Source organism: Rhodococcus sp. P4_B6 (assembly GCF_056402215.1).
This window is the reverse complement of sequence record NZ_JBFUHV010000022.1, coordinates 37,343-59,794: the sequence shown is the minus strand read 5'-3', so window position 1 is coordinate 59,794 and position 22,452 is coordinate 37,343. Positions and strand designations below refer to the sequence as shown.

Below are 22,452 nucleotides of genomic sequence, written 5' to 3'. Positions count from 1 at the left end.
GCCATCAGCGCGGCCCCCCGAAGCTTCCGGGAAGCTGCCCGGAGAGGTTGGCGGGAACGATGTTGTGGAGGAGCACCCCGAAGAACGGACCACTGCCCACCGCCTCGCCGACCTGCTTCGCGAACCGTTCGAGGCCGGTCAGCGATGCGTTGATGTTGTCGTAATTGCTGTTCAATGTGGCCACCAGAGTCTTCAACTGATCGAGAGTGGGTCCGAGTGTTGCTGCGTTGTCGCGGGAAAGCCCGGTGAGGGCGTCGGCCACCTGCCGTGACTGCACGAGCACGCGATGGATGGTGTCTGCCCGGCTGTTCAGTGCGGTGAAGAGCGACTGCCCTTGGCCGAACAGCGTGGCGACCTGCACGTCTCGGTCCGCGAGGATCCGGGACACGTCGGCGGCGCCTGAGAGCAGCTGACGCAGTTCGTCGTCGCGGCTCGCCACCGTGTCGGACAGGCGGGACAGGCCGTCGAGAGAGGACCGCAGGTCAGGCGGAAGCTCGTCTTCGACCGAGGAGACCTGCTCGAGTGCGCCGGACAGGTTGACGGTGTCGGTCTCCGACACCTTGTCGGTGACCTCCTCGAGCGCCCGGGTGATGTCGTATCCGGAGCTGGTATGGGCCAGCGGAATGGTGGCGTCGTCGGCGAGCTCGCCATGGCGTCCCGGAGTGATCTCCACGTACCGCCGACCGAGCGCAGTTTCGACCTTGATCGCCGCCGTCGTGTCCTCACCGAGCCCGACCGCACCGCCGTCCACATCGAATTCCACGTCGACTCTTCCATCGGCGATCGAAAGCTTCTTCACCTCTCCGACTTTCACACCGGCGATCTGCGTGGTATCACCCACCGCGAGGCCGCTGGCATCGGCGAACTCGACATGGTAGGTCGTGGCCCTGTTGACACCGGGTATCGAGTTGAAGTTGAGCGCAAGAAACAGGACTCCGATCAGCACGGCTGTTCCGACCAGGCCCATGCGGAACGCATCGCGCTCGAGGAAGGACTTCTGAGCCATCACTGGCACCTTTCTGCGGGGGCCTTGAACATCGGTGTGAGTCCACCGGGCCCGGGCGCGTACTTGACAGCGAGACCGCAGACGAAGAAGTTCACGAAACTTCCGTAACCCGCGACGCGGCCGATGAGGCGGTAGTTCTCGGGCAGCGTGGACAGCACCATGTTCAGGGTGTCGGTATTCGCGTCGAGGTTGCCCGCGAGATCGCCCAGCGCAACCACGTCCTGCGCGATCGCCGGGCGATTCTGGTCGAGAACTCCTGCGAGACTGTCCGTGACATGGTCGATGTTCACCAGGGAATTGGTGATCAGGTCACGGTCGCCGTCGAGACCCGCGACCAGACGTTGGAGTTGGTCGATCWGTGCGGAGAACTGGTCACCGCGATTGTTCACGGTCCCGACAACGGTGTTGAAATTGCTCACCACCTGACCGATCGCTTGATCCCGGTCCGCCAATGTGTTGCTCAGGGTTCCGATTTGGGCCACCAGACTCCCTATACTCGCTTCCTGACCGTTCAGTACCTCGATCAGAGAAGCGGACAGTTGATTTGTCTGATCCGGGTCGAGACCCTGTAGGAGAGGACGGAATCCGTTGACCACCTGGTCGAGGTCGAGCGCCGGCGTCGTCTGCTCGAGGGGGATCGGGCCGTCGAGCGCTCCGATCGCGCCAGGTCCGTTCGAGAGCTCCACGCAGCGGTCACCGATCAGGTTCTTGTACTTGATCCGCGCCGTCGTCCCCGCCGTCAGGGGGCGTTCCGTGGAGAGGGAGAACGACACCACTGCCGTGCCGTCTCCGGCCAACTCCACCTCTGTCACCTTTCCCATCGGCACACCACCGACCTTGATGTCTTCCCCGTGGCCCAGCCCGGACGCATTCGAGAACACGGCCTGATAGGTGTTCGTGCTGCCGAAGCGCATGTTGCCCACCACCGTCGCCACACCGAATCCCGTCAACGACGTGACCAGGACGAAGATCAGCAACTTGATTCCCGGTGCCTTCGTCATCAGCGAACACCTCCGAACATGAACTGCGCGAACGGGTTGCCGATCAGATCTTCGATTCCGTGCGCGGGCTGGTAGGCCTTGCTGCCGTCGTCGAAATCGGTATGGCCGGGGGCCTGCGCGGGGTCGTAGCACCGCGGCGGGCCGTCAGCACCGTTCTTCGGCGCATTCTCCGGGTACGTGTAAGGCGGATCGCCCATCAGCAGAGTGCCGAGGATGTTCAGCCCGGCCTGATCGCTACCGCCGACGGTGCGCTCCAGGTACCTGTTGGTCTGATCCATGCTCGCCAGGAAGCACGGGAACATCGGCGCATGCTGGGCGAGCAGCGCCGTCGTCGGCTCCAGCGAATCGAGGGACTTCTCCAACGGGTCACCGGAAGCCTCGAAGAAGCTCCGCCCGCTGTTGCCGAAACCGCTGAAACTGAGCAGGAAAGCGCTCAACTGCTGTTCCCGTTCGGTCACCGTGTCACCGGTGGTACTCACATGATCGACGGTCCGCAGCAGCTCCGGAGCGGCATCGGCGAGGACATCGGAGACCTCCGCACCCTTGACCAGATCCCGCTGCAACGTGGGAAGGCTGCCGTTGAACTCGGACAAGTAGGCGTCGAGCTCGACCATCATGTCCCCGAGTTGGTCGCCGCGGCCCTGCAACGAGGTCGACAACGCACTCAACGTCGCGTTGACCTTCTGCGGTTCCACGGTCCGCAGCACCGTCACCAGCGAATCGAGGAGATCGTTCACCTCGGTGGCCACGCCGGTGCCCTGAACTACAGAGCCCGCCGACACCATTGTGCTCGAGGGATGTTCCGGCTGGACGAGCGTGACGAACTTGCGTCCGAACAACGTGGTCGGATCGATCACGGCCGTGATGTTCTCCGGGATCGTCGACGTTCGGCTCTCGTCGATGTCCATGGTGATCTTGGCCCGGTCGTCTACCAGTTGTACCTTCGACACCCGGCCGACGACGACGTCGCGCATCTTGATGTCCGAGCCGGGTTCGAGCATCAGCCCTGACCGCACCGAGTACAGCGTGACCGGGACGGTCGAATGGAACAATCCGCGGTAGATGCCGACTGACGCTGCGGTCGCGATTGCCATCAACGCGATCAGACACCCACCCAGGAGCGCGTAGACGCGGCGGCTCCGCTCTTCGATATGGCCACCCATGTCAGCCCGACACTTTCACGGCGCCTGCGGAGCCACCGTAGACGGCGATTCCGATGAGAAGGTCGATGACCATGATCGAGATCAGGGATGTGCGTACCGCACGTCCGACCGCGACACCGACTCCCGCCGGCCCGCCCTTCGCGTTGTAGCCGTGGTAGCAGTGCACACACATCACCACCACCGACATCGCGAGCACCTTCACCATCGACCACGCGACATCACTCGGCACGAGGAAGACGTTGAAATAGTGCTGGTACGTTCCGCTCGCCTCACCGAGATACTCGGTGACCAATTGCGTGGCGACGTACCCGACGAACAACGCCACGGCATACAGCGGAATCACCGCGATGACCCCGGCGGTGACGCGAGTGCTCACCAGATAGGGGAGCGACGGGATCGACATGGTCTCCATGGCGTCGATCTCCTCGCTCACCCGCATCGCACCGAGTTGAGCGGTGAAACCCGCACCGACCGTCGCGGTCAGCGCGATGCCGGCGATGACGGGAATCGCCTCGCGGGTATTGAAGAATGCCGAGATGAATCCGGACAGCGCACCGATTCCGATGCGGCCCATCGACGTCGCTCCCTGCTGGCCCACCTCGTAGCCGACCGCGGTGGTGAGAAGCGAGATGACCACCAGGGTTCCCCCGATCACCGCAAGGGCAYCGGTACCCATGCTGACCTCGGCGAGCAGTCGGATCGTCTCCTTGCGGTAACGCCGAACCGTGTGCGGGATGGAGGTGACGGCGTGGCTGTAGAAGTGGAGCTGCCTGCCCATCTCCTCCAGATGACCAACCGGTGCACCGACCGCGCGGAGCGCGAGCCCGGCAACGTGCGGTCTCGCCGGGGCGGCCCGAGTAGCTTTCGACACAGAATTCTCCCGTTGACAGCCGACTGTTCGGCTAGGTGTTGAGCGCTGTCAGTGCAGCGCAAGAGTGGTGATAACCGAGTTCGCGAGGAAGAGCAGCAGGAAGCTGAATACGACGGTCTGGTTCACGGCGTCTCCCACTCCCTTGGGTCCGCCTTTCGCGTTGAGTCCCAGATGACACGCGACGAGACCGGCAAGCATGCCGAACACCGCCGCCTTCACCTCGCTGACAAGGAAATCGGGCAGTCCCGTGAGGATCGAGATGGCCGTGACGTATTGCCCCGGCGACGCACCCTGCATGTAGACCGTCGCGAAGTAACCGCCCACCAGTCCGACGGCAGACACCAGACCGTTGAGAAACATTCCGATGAGAGTCGACGCCAGGACCCTCGGTACACACAAACGCTGAATCGGGTCGATTCCCAACACCTTCATCGCGTCGATTTCCTCGCGAATCGTGCGCGATCCCAGATCGGCGCAGATCGCGGTCGAACCGGCGCCGGCAACCACGAGAACCGTGACCACCGGACCGATTTCACGGATGATCGCGACACCGGCGCCGGCCCCGCTGAGGTCGACGGCACCGATCTCGGCCAGCAGAATATTGATCTGGTAGACGAACATCATGCAGAAGGGAATCGCCATCAGCAGCGCCGGCATGATCGACACACCGGCGATGAACCACGCCTGCTGAACGAACTCGCGAGCGTGGAAAGGGCGCTTGAACATGCATCGGAACGTCTCCATCGACGTCGCGTAGAACGCGCCCACCGCAGTGGGCGCGACCTGAATGCCCTTCTTGACAGCGCTCGCCCTCGACGGGCGGGCTTCCAGATCTACTGACATCGAACGGCCTTTCTCACTGTTTCCGGAGTATCCGATACGGCGGAGTCGGTCATCATTCGTGGACGAGGACGACCTTCACCGCGTCACCTCGATGCTGGACGGCCACAGCTTCGTTGATCTGTGAGAACGGCATTGTCGTGATCAACTTGTCGAACGGGAACCTGCCCTGACGGTGCAGATCGAGAAGGTGCGGAATGAACGTGTCGGGGTCGGCATCCCCCTCGACGATCCCGCGGATCGTCAGACCGAAGAGCTGCGTCGACATCATGCCGATCGGGATTGTGGCGGTCGGGTCGGCGGGGACCCCGATGAGGCCGAGGGTGCCCCGGACACCCAGTGACTGCAGGATCTGGTCCAGCACGGGCAAGAGAGCCGTCGTGTCGATCGCGTAGTCGATGCCGTGGGGCACCACTGCCCGAATCTGTTCGGAGAGGTCACCGTCCGCAGGATCGACGACGTGGGTCGCGCCGAGAGACAGCGCGAGCTCGCGCCGCGACTCGTGAGGTTCGACGACGATGATCACGCTGACCTCGCGGACCACGGCAGCAAGCACAGCCGCCAGGCCGACCGAACCCGCGCCGACGACGACCAGTGAAGATCCTGGAGCGACGTCGAGAGAGTTCAACACCGCGCCTGCGCCGGTCTGGATTCCGCAGCCGAGCGGACCGACGAGTTCGAGAGGGGCATCGTCCGCGACCTTCACGACGTTGCGTTCATGAGCGATGGCATGTGTCGCGAGGGAGGACTGCCCGAAGAAGTTGCCGCCGAGCGTGGCGTCCCCCGCGGTGAGTGCCGAACTGCCGTCCGGGCGCACACCACCGAAGTTGAACGCCATGAAATTGTGGCAGTACGCAGGCTCGCCCTTCCCACAGTGGGCACACTGGCCGCAACTGTTGAAGCTGATCGCGACCTTGTCGCCTGCAGCGACCTTGGTGACTCCGGATCCGACCCTCACGACCGTCCCGCTACCTTCGTGGCCGACGACGCCCGGAAGGGGGAACGGGAGATGGCCCTCCTTGACGGCCAGATCGGTGTGGCAGAGACCGACGCCGGCGATCTCGACGAGGACTTCGTGTTCCGTGGGTTCGCTCAGAGACACGGTCTCGATGGCGAAGTCGCCCGCGACTTCGTGGACTACGGCGGCGGTGATCTGCACGACTGCTCCTCATTTCAGGTGTTCGCCCGAGGACGGGCATCACTTGCTCAGGTGCAATGTTAGGTAGATCACAAGCTCTGAAAACAGGGATGAGCGGCAAGTTCGCTCCAATCTCCCCCCTTTACCCCCGATGGGACTACGGCACCCGAGAGGTCCTGTCTTCCTGTGAAAATTCGCCACACGGAGTCGAGGCTCGTGTGGCGGAGTCGACGCAGGGTCGGCGGTCTGCGCGCCGCGGGAACCTGATGCCCCCGACGAAGTACCGAAAACACCCCTTGGTGTGACGCGTCGAGTGCACGCATAAAGAGAGACTTGAATCACATTCCGCGATCAACTCGATCGATGTCCCATCTCAGGAGGAACCAGTGTCTGTTGATCCTTCGGCGCTCATCATGGGGGTCGCCGCCGCAATCGGCGGCATCGTCCAGGACGCCGATATGCCCGATGCGGCAGAGGATTTCGCGATGCAGCAGATTTACGCGGTGGCGGATCAGGCGAAGGCCGTCGACGTGACAATCGACGACTACATCGAATTGCTACCCGAGAATTCCCGCGAGCCCGCTCGGCAGGCAGTCGACACGGCTGCCGAGACGGCCCAGAGTGCGGTGGCACCGTTTCTGCCGTCACCCGTCGTCGCGGTTCCTCCTGATCCCGAAATCGACGAGTCGCTGCCGGGGGCATCCGAAGAGCCCGAGGTGGTCGGGCCCGCAGAGGAGCCGATTGCTGCCGACAGTACTGTGCCGGAAACAATTCCGCGCGAGGAAGGTGACGTTATCAGCAGCGTCGCAGCCGGTCCGATGCCGATCGGCTCGATCGCCGTGTTCGTCCCCTGGTTCACGAAGGCGGGTGGAATCTGCGAGGGAATCACCGCGCCCGTTCTCGCAGCGCTGTATTCCGTCGAGAACGGATTTCGGTACGGTGCCACCTCGCCGGCCTCGCCGGCGGGTGCACGTGGACCCGGACAGTTCATTCCGGCCACCTGGGCGCGATACGGCAAGGACGCCGACGGCGACGGAATGTCGGACGTTCTCGGAGTAGCCGATTCGGTGATGGCGTCCGGGAACCTGCTGTGCGACATGTACAGCCAGATCGGTGAATGGAAGGCCGAGGGGCTCGTATCCGGCGATACCCTTGACCTGACTCTCGCCGGATACAACGCGGGGATAGGAGCGGTACGCCAATTCGGGGGAATGCCCAGAGGGACTGACGACTACGAGAACCAGACCCGGCCGTACGTCGCGAAGATCCGTGAGTCGGAGGGGCGGTTCGCGTCGGTTCTACAACTCCTGCGCAGTGATTCGGGGGGTGTGGGTGGTCTCATCGTGCAGGCGGCAATTCGGTATCTCGGCTTGCCGTACGTGTGGGGTGGCGGCAGCGTGAAGGGCCCGTCCTCCGGAGGGTTCGACTGTTCCGGTCTGACGTCCTACGCCGTGTACGACGCAACCGCCGGCCTCATCCTCCCACGCACGTCGGAGACCCAGTGGAACGTCGGTGTCGAGGTCCCGCTGGACGGCGCGAGGCCGGGCGATCTGCTGTTCGGCAACTGGGGCCCGGGAGGGCCCGGCCACGTCGCGATCTATCTGGGAAACGGTCAGATGGTGCATGCGCCGACGACAGGCGACGTCGTTCGGATCGCACCGGTCTTCGAGGGCATGAAGGCGCGGCGAGTGGTGTCGTAGAAGGCCGAACGGCACGAGGCCCCCACGCCGAGCAGCGCTCGACGTAGGGGCCTCGGTCGGTTGCTAGCCGCGCCCGACACGGGACGCCGGGTTCTCCGGTGTCTTCGCGTCCGGTCGACCGCCGGCCGCGTGCGCCAGGAAGCGCTCTCGTGCAACGAGATAGAACGGGAATGCCATGGAGACGCCGATGTAGGACAAGAGCACGAAGACCACGCCCCACTTCCGGCCCATGCCGATCCGTGCGGTGTCCGTGAGCACCCAGACGATGAAGACCGTCCAGGCGATCAGCATGTCGATGCTCAGGAACGCGGCGGTGCCGCCCGGCTCGATACCGTCTCCGAAGAATTCGACCGGGTTGAAGATGTTTCCGCCGTCGCCGATCCAGTCGAACGCGAATGGCCAGGTCAGGAGTAGCGCAGCGATCCCGGCGACGACGTAGAAGGCGTGACGGGCATTCATTGCGGTATTTCCGCGCATCTGCGTGGTCACGACGTCACCTGCTGTCTGCGACGCGAACGTGGATCTCGGCCTCGCTGTCGGCGACGACGAGTTGGCAGGACAGACGAGAATCGTCGTCCGCGGCGTCCAGATAGGCGATCAGATCCGTCTCCTCGTCCGTCGGTTCGGCGAAGAAGCGGGTGTACTGCTTCGGGAGGTGGACGTGACACGTAGCGCAGGCGCAACTGCCGCCGCATTCGGCGACGATGCCGGGGAGGTTGTTGCGGAGCGCTGCGTTCATGAGCGTTTCACCGGGTTCGACATCGACGTGCTCCGTCGACCCGTCCGGCAGGTGATAGGTAACTTTCGTCATGCGCTGAGGGCACTTTCTCACTCGAAGGTGGTGCGCCGAAGATCATCTTGTCTCGGCACACCACCTGGTCAGGCGAACGTCAGGTGGACGGGGAGATGCCGCAATCCGCCGACGAAGTTGGTCTGGATCATCTTGGGTTCGCCGGTCACCTCGACGCGACGAAGCTTGGGCAGCAGTTCCTCGAGCATGACCTTCATTTCGAGCTTGGCGAGATGCTGGCCGATGCACATGTGCGGTCCGTAGCCGAACGCGATCTGCTTGTTCGGACGCCGGTCGATGTCGAAGGTGTCCGGGTTGTCGAACACGTCGGCGTCGCGGTTACCGGACTGGAACAGCAGCATCAGTCGGTCGCCGGCCTTGATCGAACTCCCACGGAGTTCGTAATCGGTGAGTGCGACTCGGGTGAACTGTTTCACCGGAGACACGATCCGCAACGCTTCGTTCACCAGGTGGGGAACCAGATCGAGGTCTCCCTGCACCTGCTCGAGGATGTCGGGACGTGCGGCCAACTGCTGCAGGCAACCCGCAAGGGTGCTCGCCGTGGTGTCGTGGCCGGCGGTGGCGATGGCGACGAACCACCCGTAGGCGAACGTCTTGGGGAAGTACTCGCCGTCGGCATCCTTCGCGACCGCGATGAGAGTCGCCAGATCGTCGCGTGGTTCTGCTCGCCTGCTTTCGACGAGAACATCGAAGTAGGCGTAGAAGTCGGAGATCGCCGCTGCCCACTGCTGGGCGGCGGCATCGGGAGACAGGCTCTCGATGTCCTCACGTGTCGCATCCGGGTCGGCGACCCCGAACAGGTCCTGTGTCAGTGCCATCATGCGCGGCTCGTCTTCGACCGGCACACCGAACAGCGACATGATGACGTGCAGCGGGAAGAACACCGCGAATTCCTGTACGGCGTCGAGGTCCTGGCTCCCGGACACGAGCCGATCGACGGATTCCTTCGCCGTCTCGCGGATGCGGTCCTCCCATTTCTTGAGGTTGGCCGGCCGGAACCAGTCGAACGCAACATCCTTGACGGTGGAGTGCTCCGGGGGATCGAGGTAGGGCAACGCGTCCAGGATGCGAAGACTTCCGCCGGTGAGTTTCTTCGTGAACTCGTCTCCGGCCTGGTTGGCGAGAATGGGGTTGTGCGAGCCCTTGTCCTCGCCGCCGCCGGCGCTGAAGATCTGCGGCTGTCGCTCGATCTCCATCAGATCGGCGTGCTTACTGACCAGCCAGAGCGGGTCGTATCCCTCAACGCGTGCCTGCCCGAGCGGCCGGTTCTCGCGCAGCCACCGGTAGGCGTCGTACAGCTTCGCGTCGTCGGTGTGTCCCTCGGCGAGAACGATCTGCCGTGCTATCTCATCGGGAATTGTTGTGGTGTTGGCGGATTCGACCGTCGTCATGATCAACCTTCTCTCTGGTGTGGGCTGAACAGCGCCGGGACGTACCGGCGCTGTCGCGCGGTGTCCGTTCATGCTGTGACTCGAGTCTCATGCATGAACGGCACCCATGCGTCACCCAGACGAGGGGTTTCGCCCCCGATTCGGAGGCAGTTCTCAGGCCGCCGAGATTCCCCCGTTGACGCTGATCGCCTGTCCGGTCAGCCGGCGCGCGGCGGGGGAGGCGAGGAAGACGGCGAGCGCAGCGAGGTCCTCGGATTCGGGGACGCCGAGGTGGGCCTGCTGTGCTGCCTTGGCGAACAGTTTGGCACTGAACCCGTCGGAGGTGATGCGTTCGGTAGACCCGGTGCCGGCGACCAGCGACGGCGTCAGGACGTTCACGCGGATTCCGCTGCGTTTGGCTTCGATGGCCAGTGTGCGGGTGAACATGACGATCGCGGCCTTCGCCGCCCCGATCACGGACTCGCCGGGCGTCGCGGTCTTGGCTGCGTCCGATGCGACGTTGATGATGACGCCGCCCTTCCGTGCCGTCATGTGGGGAACGATTTCGCTCGCGAGATACATGCACGGGAGCGCGAGTTGGTTGAAGATGCGCGCGATGTCGTCGGTGGGAATGTTCGCGAAGAGTTCCGGCCGGACGTCGGCAGCTGTCGTGGATACCAGGACATCCACGCCGCCCAGAATCCGCTCGGCTTCGGACGCGATATGGGCGGCGCCGTCGACTGTGGTTGCGTCTTCCGGCAGGAAGGTCACCTCGCACGACGAGTTGGCGGACGAGATGCGATCGACGGCAGTGTGTCCGCGTTCCGTGCTGCGTCCGACGACCATGATGCGCGGTGCGCCGGCCTGAGCGAGGCCGACGGCGGTCGCGAGCCCGATCCCTGCCGTGCCACCGACGATCAGTCCGCTGCTGTCCTTCAGTTCTTTCGGCGGTGAGATTTCATGCGTTCCCATGGTGAGCTCCTTCAGGGTGATGGGGGTCAGAGAGATACTGTGCCGCGGGCGAAGATGTCCTTCGCGATGATGCGTTTCTGGATCTCGGCTGTGCCGTCCGCGACGAGGTACGCGGTGACGTCGCGGTAGCGTTGCTGCAGAGGCGATTCGGTCGAGTACCCGAGGTCTCCGTGTACGCGCATGGCGAACTCGATCGCGTTCTTGGCCACGACGGGAGGCCACCACTTGCTCATCGACGCCAGGGCGGTGTGCGGCTGGGCGGTTTCCCGGAGCCACAGCGCCCGGTAGCAGATCCAGCGAGCGCCTTCTAAATAGGTGGCGTGCTCGGCGAATTGGAACGCGAGTCCCTGGTGCTCGGAGAGCGGCTGCCCGAACGTCTCCCGTTGCTGCGCGTACGCGGCGGCTTCCTCCAGACTCTGTTTCGCGGCGCCGAGGCACATCAGTCCGAGAGCCGCACGACTGAAGTCGAAGTGGTCCATGACCGAGTGAAAGCCCTTGCCGAGTTCGCCGACGAGATGCGACTCGGGAACGAAGACGTCGGACAGATGAATGCTTCCCCACCCCAAGGGCAGGCAGCCCATGCCGGGCATGTGGCTGACGCTGACCCCGTCCGCGTCGAGCGGCACGACGAAGCAACTGACACCCCGGGCACGGCTGGATCCGGGCTCTCGCGCGTAGACAAGTGCCGCAGTGGCATTCATCGCCCAGGAGATGGCCGTCTTCTCGCCGTTGAGGCGCCATCCGCCCTCTACCGCCGTTGCGGTGGTGGTCAGTGCACTCGCATCGGAGCCCGAGCCCGGTTCGGTCAACGCGATGGCGATGGTCTGCTCCCCGTTGATGAGGGGAGGGAGGTAGCGCTCCTGGATCTCGTCCCGGCACAGCGCCAGTTGAGAGGCGACCAACCCGATCTGGACGGGTGCCGACGCCATGTTCACGTCGCCGTAGGCCAGGGTCTCGGTGGCGATCCCGAGGAGGACGGGGTCTTCGGCGCCCGTGCCGCCGTACTGTTCGGGCAGGCCGATGCCCAGCAATCCGAGGTCGCCGATCCTCTTCAGAATGTCGAAAGGGAAGTCCGTTGACGCGGCTCGATCGCGGTAGCCGGGAAGTAGAACTCGGTCGCTGAACGTGGCCAGCGTCTTTCGGAACTCTTCGTGTTCGTCGGTGAATGCGAATGAAACCATCGGAGTGTGCTCCTGTGCGTGACTCGGCTGGGGGATCACGGCGAGGGGGCGTTGTCGTGCACTGAGAAGCCGGACGGCCCGTTCCTCGTCCCGTGAGAACTATTCTAGGTTTGAATAGTAGGGCGTCAAAGCTAATGAGGCAAGAGATGTGCCGGGTAGATGTCTACGTGGGAGATGCGGCGCCCGGGTCCGGCACCTCAACCGCGAGAGGGTCTCCGGCGGTTCTCAGTCCCCGGTTTCGACGTCACCGACGGCGCGACGTACCTGTTGCAGTTGTTCGATCAACGCTTCCAGGGTGTCGGTGTCGACGGGCGCAAGGCCGAAGCGCACTGCGGCGAGGCGATCGTTCGCATCCTCGACCACCTCCAGGCCGGCCGGAGTGAGGGTTGCGAGAACGGTGCGGCGATCCGTCGCGTGGGCTTTGCGTTCGACGAGGCCCGCCTTGACGAGTTGGTCGACCGCCATCGACACGGTGGTGGGGTGGACCATGAGGTACTTGCTCAACTTGCCGAGCGTGCGAGTGCGCTGCTCCGACAGTTGCAGCGACGTGAGAATGAGATAGGCGTTGCGCGACAGTCGAAGTGAACGCAGTTCCTGGTCCATGGCGCGCACGATCCACTGGTGCGTGCGGAGCAACGCCATCGTGGTTCCGAACTCCAGATCGGCCGAATCACGCCGCTGGGACCATTCGGCTCGCATCCAGTCGACCACGTCGTGGCGCTCGTCGTCAGCCGGCGTCGGGAGTTCACTCGCCACTGGGCGTCCTCTCGTCGTCACCGAACCGCGTCGAGGTAGATCATAGAACCGCGGTCACCCGTGCGAGAGAACGACCTTCCCGAACCCGCTTCCCTGTTCGAGATGCTTGTGTGCGGCGGCCGCTTCGGCGAGGGGGAATGCCGCGCTGATGGGTACGGGCGGGACGGATTCGGTGTCCAGCAGTGTCAGTAGCCCCGCGAAGTCCCCGGGACTGCCCATCGTGGTCCCGATCAGTTCGTACTGACCGAAGTAGAAAGGCCGGACGTCGAGGGTGGCGAGCTCGCTGCGCGACGCGCCCAGCACGACCAGGCGGCCACCCGGCCGCAGTGCGGCGATGGACTGCTCCCAGGTCCCCACCGAATCCAGGACGAGGTCGAATCCCTGACCGTCCGGGGTGAGTCGGCGAGCCTCGTCCGGCCATTCGGGGTCGGTGTAGAGCACACCGTTCGCGGCGCCGAGTTCCTGTGCCTGCGCGATCTTGGCCGCCGTGGAGGACGTGACGGTGACGTTCGCTCCTACTGCGGAAGCCAGCATGACGGCCATGGTCGCGACGCCGCCGCCTGCACCCAGGACGAGCACGTTCTCGCCGGCGCGGAGGCGGCCACGCGTGAACAGGGCGCGGTAGGTGGTGAGTCCGACGAGGGGCAGTGCGGCGGCCTGCTCCCAGCTGAGCCCGCGTGGTTTGGGGGCGACGCAGTCTGCGGGAACGCGCACCAACTCGGCATAGGTGCCTCGCTGGTGATCGCCGAGGATCTCCCACTGTGCGCTCGGCGCGGCGTCGCGATCTCCCCACCACAGCGACGGGAGGACGAGAACCTCCTCGCCCGTGTCGCTGCGAATGCCTGCGCCGTCGGCGCCGAGTACGTGCGGCAGCGGTGACGAATACCTGCCCTGGCGGACGAGGACGTCGTGCCAGTTTAGCGCGGCCGCCTTCAGGCGGACGGTGACCCAACCCGAGCTCGCCACGGGGTCGGAAATCGACTCCACCTTCAAGACATCCGGCTCCCCGAATTCTCGCAACACGACGGCGTCCACAAAAAGTCCTTTCGGTCGTACCATTCGCACGGTAGCATGTTTTTCGTGCGCATTCGGCGGTGGTTGCGCCTTCTGGTCGCGGCGGTGACGGGACGGAGTGTGCCGATCCCGGTCGATTCCTGGCAGCTGCTGTACAAGTCGCTCGACCGCATCAGAGTCGTTGATGATCGCGTATCTGCTATCCCGTGGTTGGGCGGTCGTCACCGCCGACTACGAAGGACCGGAATCCGAATTCCTCGCCGGACCACAGGCCGGCTACGCGGTTCTCGACGGCATCCGCGCTGCCCTCCAGTTCGGGCCGAGTGGACCGAGCCCGCATGTGCCGAGTCACAACACCACCTTGGTCTCCGGCGCGCCGGGTGCGATCGACTTCCTTGCAGCACGTTTCGCCGGCCGGGCTGCCGTCGACGATTGCGTGTGACATCTGCGAATCTCAGAGCGGGTAGTGCGTCAGCACCCCCATCGGATCGTGCCTTTGCCGCAGTTCGCGCAGTCGCCGCAGGTTTCCGCCGTAGGCAGCGTCGATCTCGGCGCCCGTCTCGGGGAATCCGGGCCGGACTTCGACGCTGTAGACGCCGGTGGTGTGGGGTGCGAGCGCGTCGAGGGTGCCGCCCGCCCAGGACAGGCAGGCGGCGCCGTCGTAGGGGTCGGACCAGATGGCGTTGAGCGGGATGTTCCATTCGCCGCCGCGACCCCAGAAGGCGGTGTCGCCGTTACCCACATCGGCGAGTGCACCGCCGGTGTGCTGGAAGTCGATACGACATTCCCGCGTCGGCGCCCCGCGGATCTGGGTGGCCAGGGCTTCTGCGAGGTGGGAGTCGAGGGTCGGTCCGGTGAAGACGGCCTTCCCGAAGAACGACCCCCTGTGGTCACCCGGTTGGGGCAGCCGGATCGGTTCCGGTTCTTCGCCGTCGGCTCCGGGTGGCGCGAATTCGGGTAGCCCGTCGAGGTAGTTGCCCGAGGTCTCGGACCGGTACAGCACGCTGCCCGACACGGCGGCGACCGAGGTGGCGGCGGCCCGGGCGCGGTCGATGTCGGATGCATCGTCGCTCGCGCACGCGGTGTACACGAACAGGACGGGTTCGTCGGCGGACAGCGCGCTGTAACCGAGCACCGCGCCCATCGTCGTGTCACGCGGAAGCGTCGGGGCGACACGGAAATAGGTGGCGAGCGCTTCGAGTCCGAGCACCATTCGATCGACCCACACCGGGCCCTGCGGATGGGTGCGCAGCACCGCCGACGTGACGACCCCGAAGCACGGTGCGCAACCCCGGACCGCCCACCACAGATCGGCCTCGTCGCCGGTGCTGGCATCGGACAGGTGGACGACTTCGCCGGAGGGCAGCACGAGTTCGACCTCGAGCAGTTGATCGACGGTCAGCCCGAGACTGCGGGTGAGGTAGCCGACGCCGCCGCGGGTGACGAGTCCGAAGCCGGCATGCCCCACGATCCCGACCGGCACCACCCGGCCGGTGGGGGCGAGTGCGTCCAGCATGGTTCCCACGGTGGCGCCGCCGGCGACGACCACTCGGTCGTCCTCGGGCCGCGCCGTGTTCATCTGGGCAGACAAGTCGAGCATGACGGCGTCGTCGGCGACACAGTTCGAACTCAGCCCGCCGCCGCGGACGGTGACGGTGCCGCCCGTCCGATGCGCAACCCGCATGACAGTGGAGACGTCCTCCACGGACTCCGGTTCGACGACGCAGGACGGTCGGCGTCTCGCGGCGTCGGGAAAGAACACTCTGCCCAGTGCCGCGCGGTAGTCGTCGGTGTCCGGCAGATGAACCCGGTGCGGGAGCACCGCCTTCAGCTGCGCGACACATTCCGCGGATGGTGAACTCACGAGCGCCTCCTATCCGGTTGCGTTACCTGCCTGCCACTCGGCCCACGGAACTTCCCAATCCCCGTACGTGTCCCACACGGGCAGGATCGGCCCGCCCGAGTTGGTGATCTCGACGACGTCGCCGATACCGAAATGGTCGAACATCCACTGGGCGTTGGCGGGAGCCAGGTTCACGCAGCCGTGGGAGACGTTGCTGTTGCCCTGATCGCCCACCGACCACGGCGCCGAGTGGACGAACTCGCCGTCGTTCGAGATGCGGAGGTTCAGGTCGACCTTCTCGCGGTAGTAGTCGGGGTCGCCGGCACAGACGCCGTACGTGCAGGAGTCCATGATGATGCTCTGCTGCCTGTCGGAGACCACGTGCGGGCCCTCGTGCGAGGGGTGGTCGGGGGAGCCGAGGCTCATCGGCATCGAGGTTTCCTGAACACCGTTGTGGAACACGGTGAGCACCTCGCTGGCACCGTCCGCCTTGGCGACCCACGAGTCGTGCACGGTGTAGTCGGCGGCATTGTTCTCGGCACCGAAGACGCCGTCGCCCAGGTCGACGCCGAACACGTCCGCCTCGATGTGGATCTTGGTTCCCGGCGCCCAATAGTTTGCGGCGCGATAGTGCGCGTTCTGGTCGTCGGTCCAGTACCAGGCCCCGGGCTGCGGCGGTGTTGTCGTCACGTGCAGTCGCTCCTGCACCGCGGCCTTGTTGGCGACCGGAGCGGTGAACTGGAACACCATGGGCTGGCCGACGCCGATGCCCGTGTCCGCGACGACCTCGGGTGCCGGGACGACGTTCGCGTACGCGGTGGAATCGGGGGTCATCGTCGTCACCGTGAACGTCTGCTCGACGGGGGCGCCGTCGGGGTTCGCCGCGTCGGCGACGACCGTGTACGTGGACCCGTATCCGAGGGGCGCGGTGCTCGTCCAACTCGTGCCGTCGGGGGCGAGGGCGCCGGCGACCGGTGCGCCGGCGTCCGCGGGATTCGTGACCGTCACGGTGGTCAGCCGGCCGCCCGTGGCGGTGACCACGATCGGGGTGGTCGGGTTGATCGGCGCGCCGGCGGCCGCGGGAACGGCAATCGAGGCGGGCGCGGCCTGGGTGGTGGTCGGGGGTTCCGAGGTGCCGGTGTCTCCGATGGTGCATGCCGTGGCCAGGAACGTCAGGGCCACCACTGCAACGATGCCGGCTGTCCGTGTGCGGAGAGTCACGACCACCTTCTTTCGGATCTCGATCAGCGTTTCGCCGTCCTCATACTGCCAGCGATCGCCTCGGAGTTTCCTGTCAGACACCCGCCGACCCTGCCCGACCTGGGTGAATCCGTCCACTCACGACGATTTAGACAGCTGTGCTGGCAATATTTCTGACTGTATGCGCACGTAGTTGGCGCAACATGACGATTGACCTGGAGAAATAAAACAGCTAGACTGGCTAATGAAATTGCTCCGGCGAACGAGAGGCGAATACATGGACGAGAAGGCTGATCGACTCCGTGAGGATGTCGTCATGTTCACCCGGCGCATCCGGACCCAGCGGTCCGGGCACCTGCTCACGCCCTCGCAGCTGCAGGCCCTCGCGCATCTCGACCGGGAAGGTCCGATGAGCGCCCGTGCCCTCGCCGATCTCGAGCAGGTGGCGCCGCAGTCCATCGCGCGGACCGTCTCGATCCTCGAAGACTCCGGCATGGTATCCCGCACCGTGGACCCCCAGGATGCCCGGGCGAGCATCGTCGCGATCACCGCGCTGGGATTGCAAACCCTCACCGCCGACCGCTCGCGGCGGAGCGAATGGCTCTCGGCGGCGCTCGCCACCGAATGCACCGACGCCGAACGCGACCTCCTCTTCATCGCCGGACGGCTACTCCGCCGACTCGCAGCAACCCCCGAGTCGGCGCCGCAGCGGGAGTCACTGATGAACTCGTGAGCGCGACCGTCGCCGACACCGCTGTCGCGCAGAAGTCGCCGTCCGTACCGTTCCGGGTCAGCGGATCCGTCGCCACCGGGAGCATTCTCCAACCCCTGAACTCGTCGATGATCGCGGTGGCGATCGTCGGCATCGCCGCCCAGTTCGGCTCCTCGTCCGGCATCACCTGGGTGATCTCCGCGCTCTACATCGCCACCGCCGTCACCGCGCCGATGGCGGGGAAGCTCGGCGCCCTCCTCGGCGCCCGGAAGGTGTACCTCGGGGGCCTCGCACTGGTGGCGCTGGGCTCCGTGGCCGGTCTGCTCGCACCCACGGTCGGCTGGCTGATCTTCTCCCGCATCCTCGTCGGAATCGGAACCGCCACCCAGTATCCCAACGCGATGACGATGATTCGCGGGTACGCGGAACGGCACGGTGCGCAACCGCGCACCGCGATCACGACCCTCGCGATCTGCAGCCAGGGAGTCGTGGCACTCGGCCCGACGCTCGGCGGACTGCTGGTGGGTGCGTTCGGCTGGCAGTCGATCATGTGGATCAACCTCCCGATCGTCGCGTTCAGCGCCGTCGCGGTCACGAAGTTCGCGAACGTCGGTTTCGTCGGCGGCATGTCGGTCAGTCGACGGCAACTGGTGCACGCACTCGACGTCGTGGGAGTCCTGCTGTTTCTCGCGCTCGTCTCGTCCACGATGCTGTTCCTGCTGTCGATCACCACCGACCCGGTGTGGTGGCTGATCCCCGTGTGGGCGCTGGTGCTGGCGCTGTTCGTCCAGTGGGAACGTCGGGCGGATGAACCGTTCATCGACGTTCGGGCACTGGCCCGGAACCGGGCGCTCAGCGCGACCCTCGCGCGGACCCTCCTCACCTACACGGCCTTCTACTGCGTCTTCTTCGGAATCCCGCAGTGGTTGCAGTACTCCCGGGGAATGGGCGCCACTGAGGCGGGGCTGACGATGCTTCCCGTCGCCGTCGTCGGTATCGGCTCCACACTGCTCGCGTCCCGGACGTACCGGCGGCACGGGGTACGCCGAACGCTCACCGTCGGGACGTGTGCGCTGCTTGTGGGCGGGGTGCTCCTGGCCTCGGTGGAGAGCAGCACCGCCCCGATCGTCGTGCTGCTCATGGTGGCGGCAGTGCTGGGAATCCCCAACGGATTCAACAACATCGGAAACCAGAATCTGATCAGCTCGGTCACGTCCGTCGAGGAAGTGGGCACGGCGATCGGGATGTACCGCACCGTGCAGTACATCGGGGCGAACCTGTCGGCCGTCGTGCTGCAGACCACCGCCGGTCACGTCATCGGCGACGACGGACTGCACCGCACGGGATGGTTCATCGCGATCGCGGGTGTTCTCCTCCTCGCCGGGGTCCTGATGTCGCGGAACATGGGCGACCGCCGGTCTGCTGCGTAGGAATCGCTCAGGAGGGAACCGTTCCTCCGACTGCCCGCCAGATCAGCGCGGCGGTCCGGGCAGGCCAGTCCGCGGGGGGCGGATCGCCGGCCAGGGCGCGGCCGTACCAACTGCCCGTGGTCATCGTGACGGCGACCTCGAGATCGGCGTCGGCGTCGATCATCTTCAGCTCCGCGGCACGATCCAGGATGGCGCGGATACGGCGCCGGCGCGGTGCCACCACCCGGGCACGGTACTGCGCGCGGACGTCACCGTCCGTCGTGTCCTGGAGCATCGTCCCGACCAGTGACAGCCGGCCGGTGCGCGACACCCCGCGCTGGAAGTCGGCCAGTTCGCGAACCAGATCACCGAACGGGTCCGCCGACGACCGGCCGGTCTCCTCGTCGGCCAACTGCGCCACGACGGCCGCGGCCAACTCCGCCTTCGTCGCCCACCGGCGGTACAGCGCCTGGCGGGTGGTGCCCGCCTCCGCCGCGATCGCGGCGAGCGACATCGCGTCGTATCCGGCCCGGGACAGTTGCCGGCCCGCAACTCTCAGGACCCGGGTGTCGATGTCGGTGTCGCGACTGCGCCCGGCCACACTCATGCTCGAACCTCTTTTCAATCCAATACTGATGTGTATTGTAATGGAGAGACGACGGAAATCGGGAGCTCGCATGAGCGATCAGGACACCCCGTCCCTGTACGAATGGGCGGGCGGTGAGCAGTCGTTCCGGCGGCTGATCGACGCCTTCTACGACCGGGTGGAGCGCGACGAACTGCTGTCGCCGATGTTCCCCGGCGGCGTGCACGAGGAGCATCGCCGCAACGTCACCCTGTGGTGGTGCGAGGTGTTCGGCGGCCCGCCGGGATACACCGAACACCTCGGCGGCTACGAACGCATGCTGCGGCACCACATCGGTCTCGCCATCAGCCCGCAACAGCGGCACCGCTTCGCCGCGACCATGAGTCTCGCCGCCGACGACGCGGCCCTGCCGTCCGACCCCGAATTCCGCTCCGCCTTCATGGCATACGTCGAGTGGGGGACCCGGCTCGCCCTGCAGAATTCGAGTCCGGGAGCCGAGGTGGTCGAGCACGCACCCGTCCCGCACTGGGGTTGGGGCGTCGCCCCGCCCTACCGCGGCTGACCGGAGATCGGGCAACCCGAGCTGGCGGCCGGGAGAAAGTTGGGGCGGAGGTCCATGTCGGGCGCGTCGTAGAGTCGGTGGAACGTCGGGGTGAGCGCCGCCGACATCGGTGGGTTGATCCACGACCAGTCGGTGGGGCACTTCCGGCCCAGCGATTCCTCGCGTTCGACATGGCTGATGAACTGCTTGGCGACGGTGTGATGATCGACCATGTGCACCCCGGACTGCCGGTAACTGTGGATCACGGCGCGGTTCAGTTCGACCAGTGCCCGGTCGCGCCAGAGCGTCCGCTCCGACGTCGTGTCCAGGCACAGCTTTTCGGCGATGGCGGGCAGCATGTCGTACCGGTCCCGGTCGCTGAAGTTGCGGGCCCCGACCTCCGTGCTCACGTACCACCCACTGAACGGCGCCAGCGGATACGTCAGCCCGCCGACGGAGAAGCTCATGTTCGACACGGCGGGCACGGCATGCCATTTGAGACCGAAATCGGCGAACCAGGCGTAGTCGGGGTGCTCGATCTCGACCTCGAGCACCAGCTCGGATGGAATCTCGTACCAGCGCAGCGTCTCGTCGGGGGTGCTCACCAGCAGCGGCAGCACGTCGAACGGCGTGCCTGCGCCCCGCCACCCCATCTTCGTCACCGCCTCGGTGATTCCGACCTGGGCGGGGTCCCCGGTCACCGTCCCGTCCGCGTGGCGGTAGCCGGCGTACCGGATCAGTTGCGGGCTGACGATCTTGTACTCGCGTCCGTCCGCCAGCGGTAGGGGACCGACCGTGATGACCGAGCGCAGCGCGCCGCCGTTCGTCGCGACCCGCAGGTGCTCCCAGCACGCCTCCGCAATCTCGTCCGCGGTGGTGGCGTGGCGGGCATCGATCAGCTTCAGCGTGCGCCAGTGCTTGCGACCGACGCAGCGGGCGTGATTGCGCCACGCCAGCTGCGAGCCGACTTCCAGTTCCTCCACGGTGTGCTCGTAGCGGCCCGCCTCGGCCAGCGACTCCAGTGCGTCCGCGAGGCGGGCGGTGGGCAGATGGGCCAGCTCGGGCTCGCTGAAGAACTCTGCGCACTCCCGCATCTGCGCTGCGGACCGCGACGTGACATCCAGCGAGTACGACATAGTCCCTGTGCTGCTCACCATTGACCTCCCGGCGATCGTGGATCCTGCGGCGGTCAGTATGTCAGCGAAGCGGGCACACTCGTCCACCGAGTGCGGACGGGGTGAGGAAATACCGCCGGCAGGACGGCGGTTCCCCCGGAGGTGAAGCTCTCGATTCTGGACCGGTCCCGCACGCGCCGCGGTGCGCCCGACTCTGCCGCGCTGACCGGGACGATCGAGCGGGCGGTGCACGCCGAACACCTCGGATTCGAGCGGTTCTGGGTGGCCGAGCACCACGCCGTGCCGGGCATCGCGAGCGGGTCGCCGCCCGTGCTGCTCGCGGCCCTCGGCGCCCGCACCAGCCGGATCCGGTTGGGCTCGGGTGGTGTGATGTTGCCGAACCACCAGCCGCTGGTGGTGGCCGAACAATTCCTGATGCTCGAGGCCGTGTACCCGGGCCGCATCGACCTGGGGGTCGGGCGGTCCCTGGGATTCACCAAGCCGGTGCGGGAGGCGCTGCGACGCGACCGCAACGCCCCCGACACGTTCGCGGACGACCTCGACGAGGTGCGGAACTACCTCGAGGGCAAGGGCACCGTGACGGCCCGGCCCCAGGTGGCGAGCCCCCCGTCGATGTTCGTTCTCGCGACTCGCCGCGGACTCGACTTCGCCGCGAAGGCCGGTCTGCCGGTGGTGGTCGGCGGGCCGATCCTTCAAGGGTCGGGCGCGCGCGTCCCGGAACTCGACCGGTACCGCGACAGCTTCGTCCCATCCGCCGTTCACCGGGCCCCGTACGTGATGATCTCGCTCGAGGTCATGATCGCCGAGAACGACGACCGGGCCCGTGAACTGCTGCTCCCGGAGGCGTGGGCGCTGGCGCAATCGAGCCGGACCGGCGAATTTCCGCCGCTCGAATCGGTCGCGGACATACGCACTCAGCCCTGGACCCCGCGGCTGCGCGAACAGGTCGACGCCACGATCGCGTCGTCGATCCACGGCGACGCCGAGCAGGTGAAGGTCGCGCTCGACGCGCTGAGGGCGCGCACCGGCGCCGACGAACTCCTGGCCTCGACGTCCACGTTCGACCGGGACGCGCTGTTCGAATCCGATCGGCTGTTGTCACTCCTGGACGTGTGACCCGCACGGCACACAACAGTTGCCGCAAGCCTTGCGCAAGTCTTGACAATCTTGCGCAAGCGGGTGAATAGTGTGTGTCGGCAGTC

23 protein-coding genes are annotated in these 22,452 nt (G+C 65.8%); 6 read left to right on the top strand and 17 right to left on the bottom strand.

The window, feature by feature from the left end; all coding sequences use genetic code 11:
* Positions 1-4: 4 nt before the first annotated feature.
* The 6 genes from AC1DWT_RS13800 to AC1DWT_RS13775 form a co-directional block, all read right to left on the bottom strand.
* Complete coding sequence (locus AC1DWT_RS13800) at positions 5-1,006, bottom strand: MCE family protein (protein WP_477920979.1); 1,002 nt, start codon at positions 1,004-1,006, stop codon at positions 5-7.
* Positions 1,006-2,007 carry an MCE family protein gene (locus AC1DWT_RS13795; RefSeq protein WP_477920977.1) on the bottom strand — a complete coding sequence of 334 codons (1,002 nt, stop codon included), beginning with the start codon at positions 2,005-2,007 and terminating at the stop codon, positions 1,006-1,008. Before AC1DWT_RS13795 ends, AC1DWT_RS13800 begins: the two co-directional genes overlap by 1 nt.
* Positions 2,007-3,170 (bottom strand): MCE family protein, encoded by a 1,164-nt coding sequence (locus AC1DWT_RS13790; protein WP_477920975.1) that lies wholly within the window; start codon positions 3,168-3,170, stop codon positions 2,007-2,009. Before AC1DWT_RS13790 ends, AC1DWT_RS13795 begins: the two co-directional genes overlap by 1 nt.
* 1 nt (position 3,171) lies before the next feature.
* Entirely contained in the window at positions 3,172-3,948 is a 777-nt protein-coding gene (locus AC1DWT_RS13785; RefSeq protein WP_477921015.1) for an MlaE family ABC transporter permease, read from the bottom strand.
* 141 nt (positions 3,949-4,089) lie between these two features.
* The gene (locus tag AC1DWT_RS13780) at positions 4,090-4,884 is read right to left on the bottom strand and encodes an MlaE family ABC transporter permease (protein ID WP_095862194.1); all 795 of its coding nucleotides are present in this window, start codon (positions 4,882-4,884) and stop codon (positions 4,090-4,092) included.
* Positions 4,885-4,936: 52 nt separating this feature from the next.
* Complete coding sequence (locus AC1DWT_RS13775) at positions 4,937-6,040, bottom strand: NAD(P)-dependent alcohol dehydrogenase (RefSeq protein ID WP_477920973.1); 1,104 nt, start codon at positions 6,038-6,040, stop codon at positions 4,937-4,939.
* A gap of 392 nt (positions 6,041-6,432) precedes the next feature.
* Between AC1DWT_RS13775 and AC1DWT_RS13770 the strand changes: the two genes are divergently transcribed.
* Entirely contained in the window at positions 6,433-7,719 is a 1,287-nt protein-coding gene (locus AC1DWT_RS13770) for a C40 family peptidase (protein ID WP_477921013.1), read from the top strand.
* A gap of 63 nt (positions 7,720-7,782) precedes the next feature.
* Here AC1DWT_RS13770 and AC1DWT_RS13765 read toward each other — a convergent pair whose 3' ends face one another.
* From AC1DWT_RS13765 to AC1DWT_RS13735, 7 genes are all read right to left on the bottom strand, one after another.
* Entirely contained in the window at positions 7,783-8,208 is a 426-nt protein-coding gene (locus tag AC1DWT_RS13765; RefSeq protein ID WP_241031339.1) for a DUF2834 domain-containing protein, read from the bottom strand.
* A gap of 4 nt (positions 8,209-8,212) precedes the next feature.
* Positions 8,213-8,530, bottom strand: a complete 318-nt coding sequence (locus AC1DWT_RS13760; RefSeq protein ID WP_095862197.1) for a 2Fe-2S iron-sulfur cluster-binding protein — start codon at positions 8,528-8,530, stop codon at positions 8,213-8,215.
* A 68-nt stretch (positions 8,531-8,598) separates the two neighbouring features.
* Positions 8,599-9,921 carry a cytochrome P450 gene (locus AC1DWT_RS13755; protein ID WP_095862198.1) on the bottom strand — a complete coding sequence of 441 codons (1,323 nt, stop codon included), beginning with the start codon at positions 9,919-9,921 and terminating at the stop codon, positions 8,599-8,601.
* Between the two features lie 153 nt (positions 9,922-10,074).
* Positions 10,075-10,872: an SDR family NAD(P)-dependent oxidoreductase gene (locus tag AC1DWT_RS13750; protein ID WP_072937179.1), complete on the bottom strand. Its 798-nt coding sequence runs from the start codon at positions 10,870-10,872 to the stop codon at positions 10,075-10,077.
* Between the two features lie 26 nt (positions 10,873-10,898).
* Positions 10,899-12,053 (bottom strand): acyl-CoA dehydrogenase family protein, encoded by a 1,155-nt coding sequence (locus AC1DWT_RS13745; protein WP_477920970.1) that lies wholly within the window; start codon positions 12,051-12,053, stop codon positions 10,899-10,901.
* Between the two features lie 225 nt (positions 12,054-12,278).
* A complete protein-coding gene (locus tag AC1DWT_RS13740) occupies positions 12,279-12,809 on the bottom strand; it encodes a MarR family winged helix-turn-helix transcriptional regulator (RefSeq protein WP_072937181.1) in 531 nt (176 codons plus the stop codon).
* Between the two features lie 54 nt (positions 12,810-12,863).
* Positions 12,864-13,844, bottom strand: coding sequence for a quinone oxidoreductase family protein (locus AC1DWT_RS13735; protein ID WP_477920968.1), 981 nt, complete (start codon positions 13,842-13,844; stop codon positions 12,864-12,866).
* 163 nt (positions 13,845-14,007) lie between these two features.
* Here AC1DWT_RS13735 and AC1DWT_RS13730 point away from each other — a divergent pair, with 163 nt between their 5' ends.
* Positions 14,008-14,265, top strand: a complete 258-nt coding sequence (locus tag AC1DWT_RS13730) for a lipase family protein (protein ID WP_072937183.1) — start codon at positions 14,008-14,010, stop codon at positions 14,263-14,265.
* Between the two features lie 12 nt (positions 14,266-14,277).
* Here the strand turns inward: AC1DWT_RS13730 and AC1DWT_RS13725 are convergent, their stop codons facing one another.
* On the bottom strand, positions 14,278-15,687 hold the full coding sequence (locus tag AC1DWT_RS13725; RefSeq protein ID WP_477920967.1) for an FAD-binding oxidoreductase: 1,410 nt from the start codon (positions 15,685-15,687) through the stop codon (positions 14,278-14,280).
* A 9-nt stretch (positions 15,688-15,696) separates the two neighbouring features.
* Complete coding sequence (locus AC1DWT_RS13720; protein WP_206016015.1) at positions 15,697-16,893, bottom strand: L,D-transpeptidase; 1,197 nt, start codon at positions 16,891-16,893, stop codon at positions 15,697-15,699.
* A gap of 250 nt (positions 16,894-17,143) precedes the next feature.
* Here AC1DWT_RS13720 and AC1DWT_RS13715 point away from each other — a divergent pair, with 250 nt between their 5' ends.
* Together AC1DWT_RS13715 and AC1DWT_RS13710 are read left to right on the top strand one after the other, a co-directional pair.
* Positions 17,144-17,599, top strand: coding sequence for a MarR family winged helix-turn-helix transcriptional regulator (locus tag AC1DWT_RS13715; protein ID WP_095862203.1), 456 nt, complete (start codon positions 17,144-17,146; stop codon positions 17,597-17,599).
* Positions 17,596-19,008, top strand: a complete 1,413-nt coding sequence (locus AC1DWT_RS13710; protein WP_095862204.1) for an MFS transporter — start codon at positions 17,596-17,598, stop codon at positions 19,006-19,008. Before AC1DWT_RS13715 ends, AC1DWT_RS13710 begins: the two co-directional genes overlap by 4 nt.
* A 7-nt stretch (positions 19,009-19,015) precedes the next feature.
* Here AC1DWT_RS13710 and AC1DWT_RS13705 read toward each other — a convergent pair whose 3' ends face one another.
* Positions 19,016-19,594, bottom strand: coding sequence for a TetR/AcrR family transcriptional regulator (locus tag AC1DWT_RS13705; protein ID WP_095862205.1), 579 nt, complete (start codon positions 19,592-19,594; stop codon positions 19,016-19,018).
* Between the two features lie 70 nt (positions 19,595-19,664).
* Here AC1DWT_RS13705 and AC1DWT_RS13700 point away from each other — a divergent pair, with 70 nt between their 5' ends.
* Positions 19,665-20,135 (top strand): group II truncated hemoglobin, encoded by a 471-nt coding sequence (locus AC1DWT_RS13700; RefSeq protein WP_072937188.1) that lies wholly within the window; start codon positions 19,665-19,667, stop codon positions 20,133-20,135.
* On the opposite strand, the gene AC1DWT_RS13695 is transcribed toward AC1DWT_RS13700, so the two are convergent.
* Positions 20,123-21,250 (bottom strand): nitric oxide synthase oxygenase, encoded by a 1,128-nt coding sequence (locus AC1DWT_RS13695; RefSeq protein ID WP_387492187.1) that lies wholly within the window; start codon positions 21,248-21,250, stop codon positions 20,123-20,125. The genes AC1DWT_RS13700 and AC1DWT_RS13695 overlap by 13 nt on opposite strands.
* Before the next feature lie 141 nt (positions 21,251-21,391).
* Between AC1DWT_RS13695 and AC1DWT_RS13690 the strand changes: the two genes are divergently transcribed.
* Entirely contained in the window at positions 21,392-22,366 is a 975-nt protein-coding gene (locus tag AC1DWT_RS13690) for an LLM class flavin-dependent oxidoreductase (RefSeq protein ID WP_072937190.1), read from the top strand.
* The last annotated feature ends 86 nt before the right edge of the window (positions 22,367-22,452 follow it).

Excerpts from the sequence above, each read along its gene's own strand:
- AC1DWT_RS13730 (WP_072937183.1), top strand. The coding sequence starts at position 14,008 with ATGATCGCGTATCTGCTATCCCGTGGTTGGGCGGTCGTCACCGCCGAC.
- AC1DWT_RS13705 (WP_095862205.1), bottom strand. The coding sequence starts at position 19,594 with ATGAGTGTGGCCGGGCGCAGTCGCGACACCGACATCGACACCCGGGTC.
- AC1DWT_RS13770 (WP_477921013.1), top strand. The coding sequence starts at position 6,433 with ATGGGGGTCGCCGCCGCAATCGGCGGCATCGTCCAGGACGCCGATATG.
- AC1DWT_RS13700 (WP_072937188.1), top strand. The coding sequence starts at position 19,665 with ATGAGCGATCAGGACACCCCGTCCCTGTACGAATGGGCGGGCGGTGAG.
- AC1DWT_RS13750 (WP_072937179.1), bottom strand. The coding sequence starts at position 10,872 with ATGGGAACGCATGAAATCTCACCGCCGAAAGAACTGAAGGACAGCAGC.
- AC1DWT_RS13755 (WP_095862198.1), bottom strand. The coding sequence starts at position 9,921 with ATGACGACGGTCGAATCCGCCAACACCACAACAATTCCCGATGAGATA.
- AC1DWT_RS13715 (WP_095862203.1), top strand. The coding sequence starts at position 17,144 with ATGGACGAGAAGGCTGATCGACTCCGTGAGGATGTCGTCATGTTCACC.
- AC1DWT_RS13790 (WP_477920975.1), bottom strand. The coding sequence starts at position 3,170 with ATGGGTGGCCATATCGAAGAGCGGAGCCGCCGCGTCTACGCGCTCCTG.
- AC1DWT_RS13745 (WP_477920970.1), bottom strand. The coding sequence starts at position 12,053 with ATGGTTTCATTCGCATTCACCGACGAACACGAAGAGTTCCGAAAGACG.
- AC1DWT_RS13800 (WP_477920979.1), bottom strand. The coding sequence starts at position 1,006 with ATGGCTCAGAAGTCCTTCCTCGAGCGCGATGCGTTCCGCATGGGCCTG.
- AC1DWT_RS13695 (WP_387492187.1), bottom strand. The coding sequence starts at position 21,250 with ATGTCGTACTCGCTGGATGTCACGTCGCGGTCCGCAGCGCAGATGCGG.
- AC1DWT_RS13780 (WP_095862194.1), bottom strand. The coding sequence starts at position 4,884 with ATGTCAGTAGATCTGGAAGCCCGCCCGTCGAGGGCGAGCGCTGTCAAG.
- AC1DWT_RS13760 (WP_095862197.1), bottom strand. The coding sequence starts at position 8,530 with ATGACGAAAGTTACCTATCACCTGCCGGACGGGTCGACGGAGCACGTC.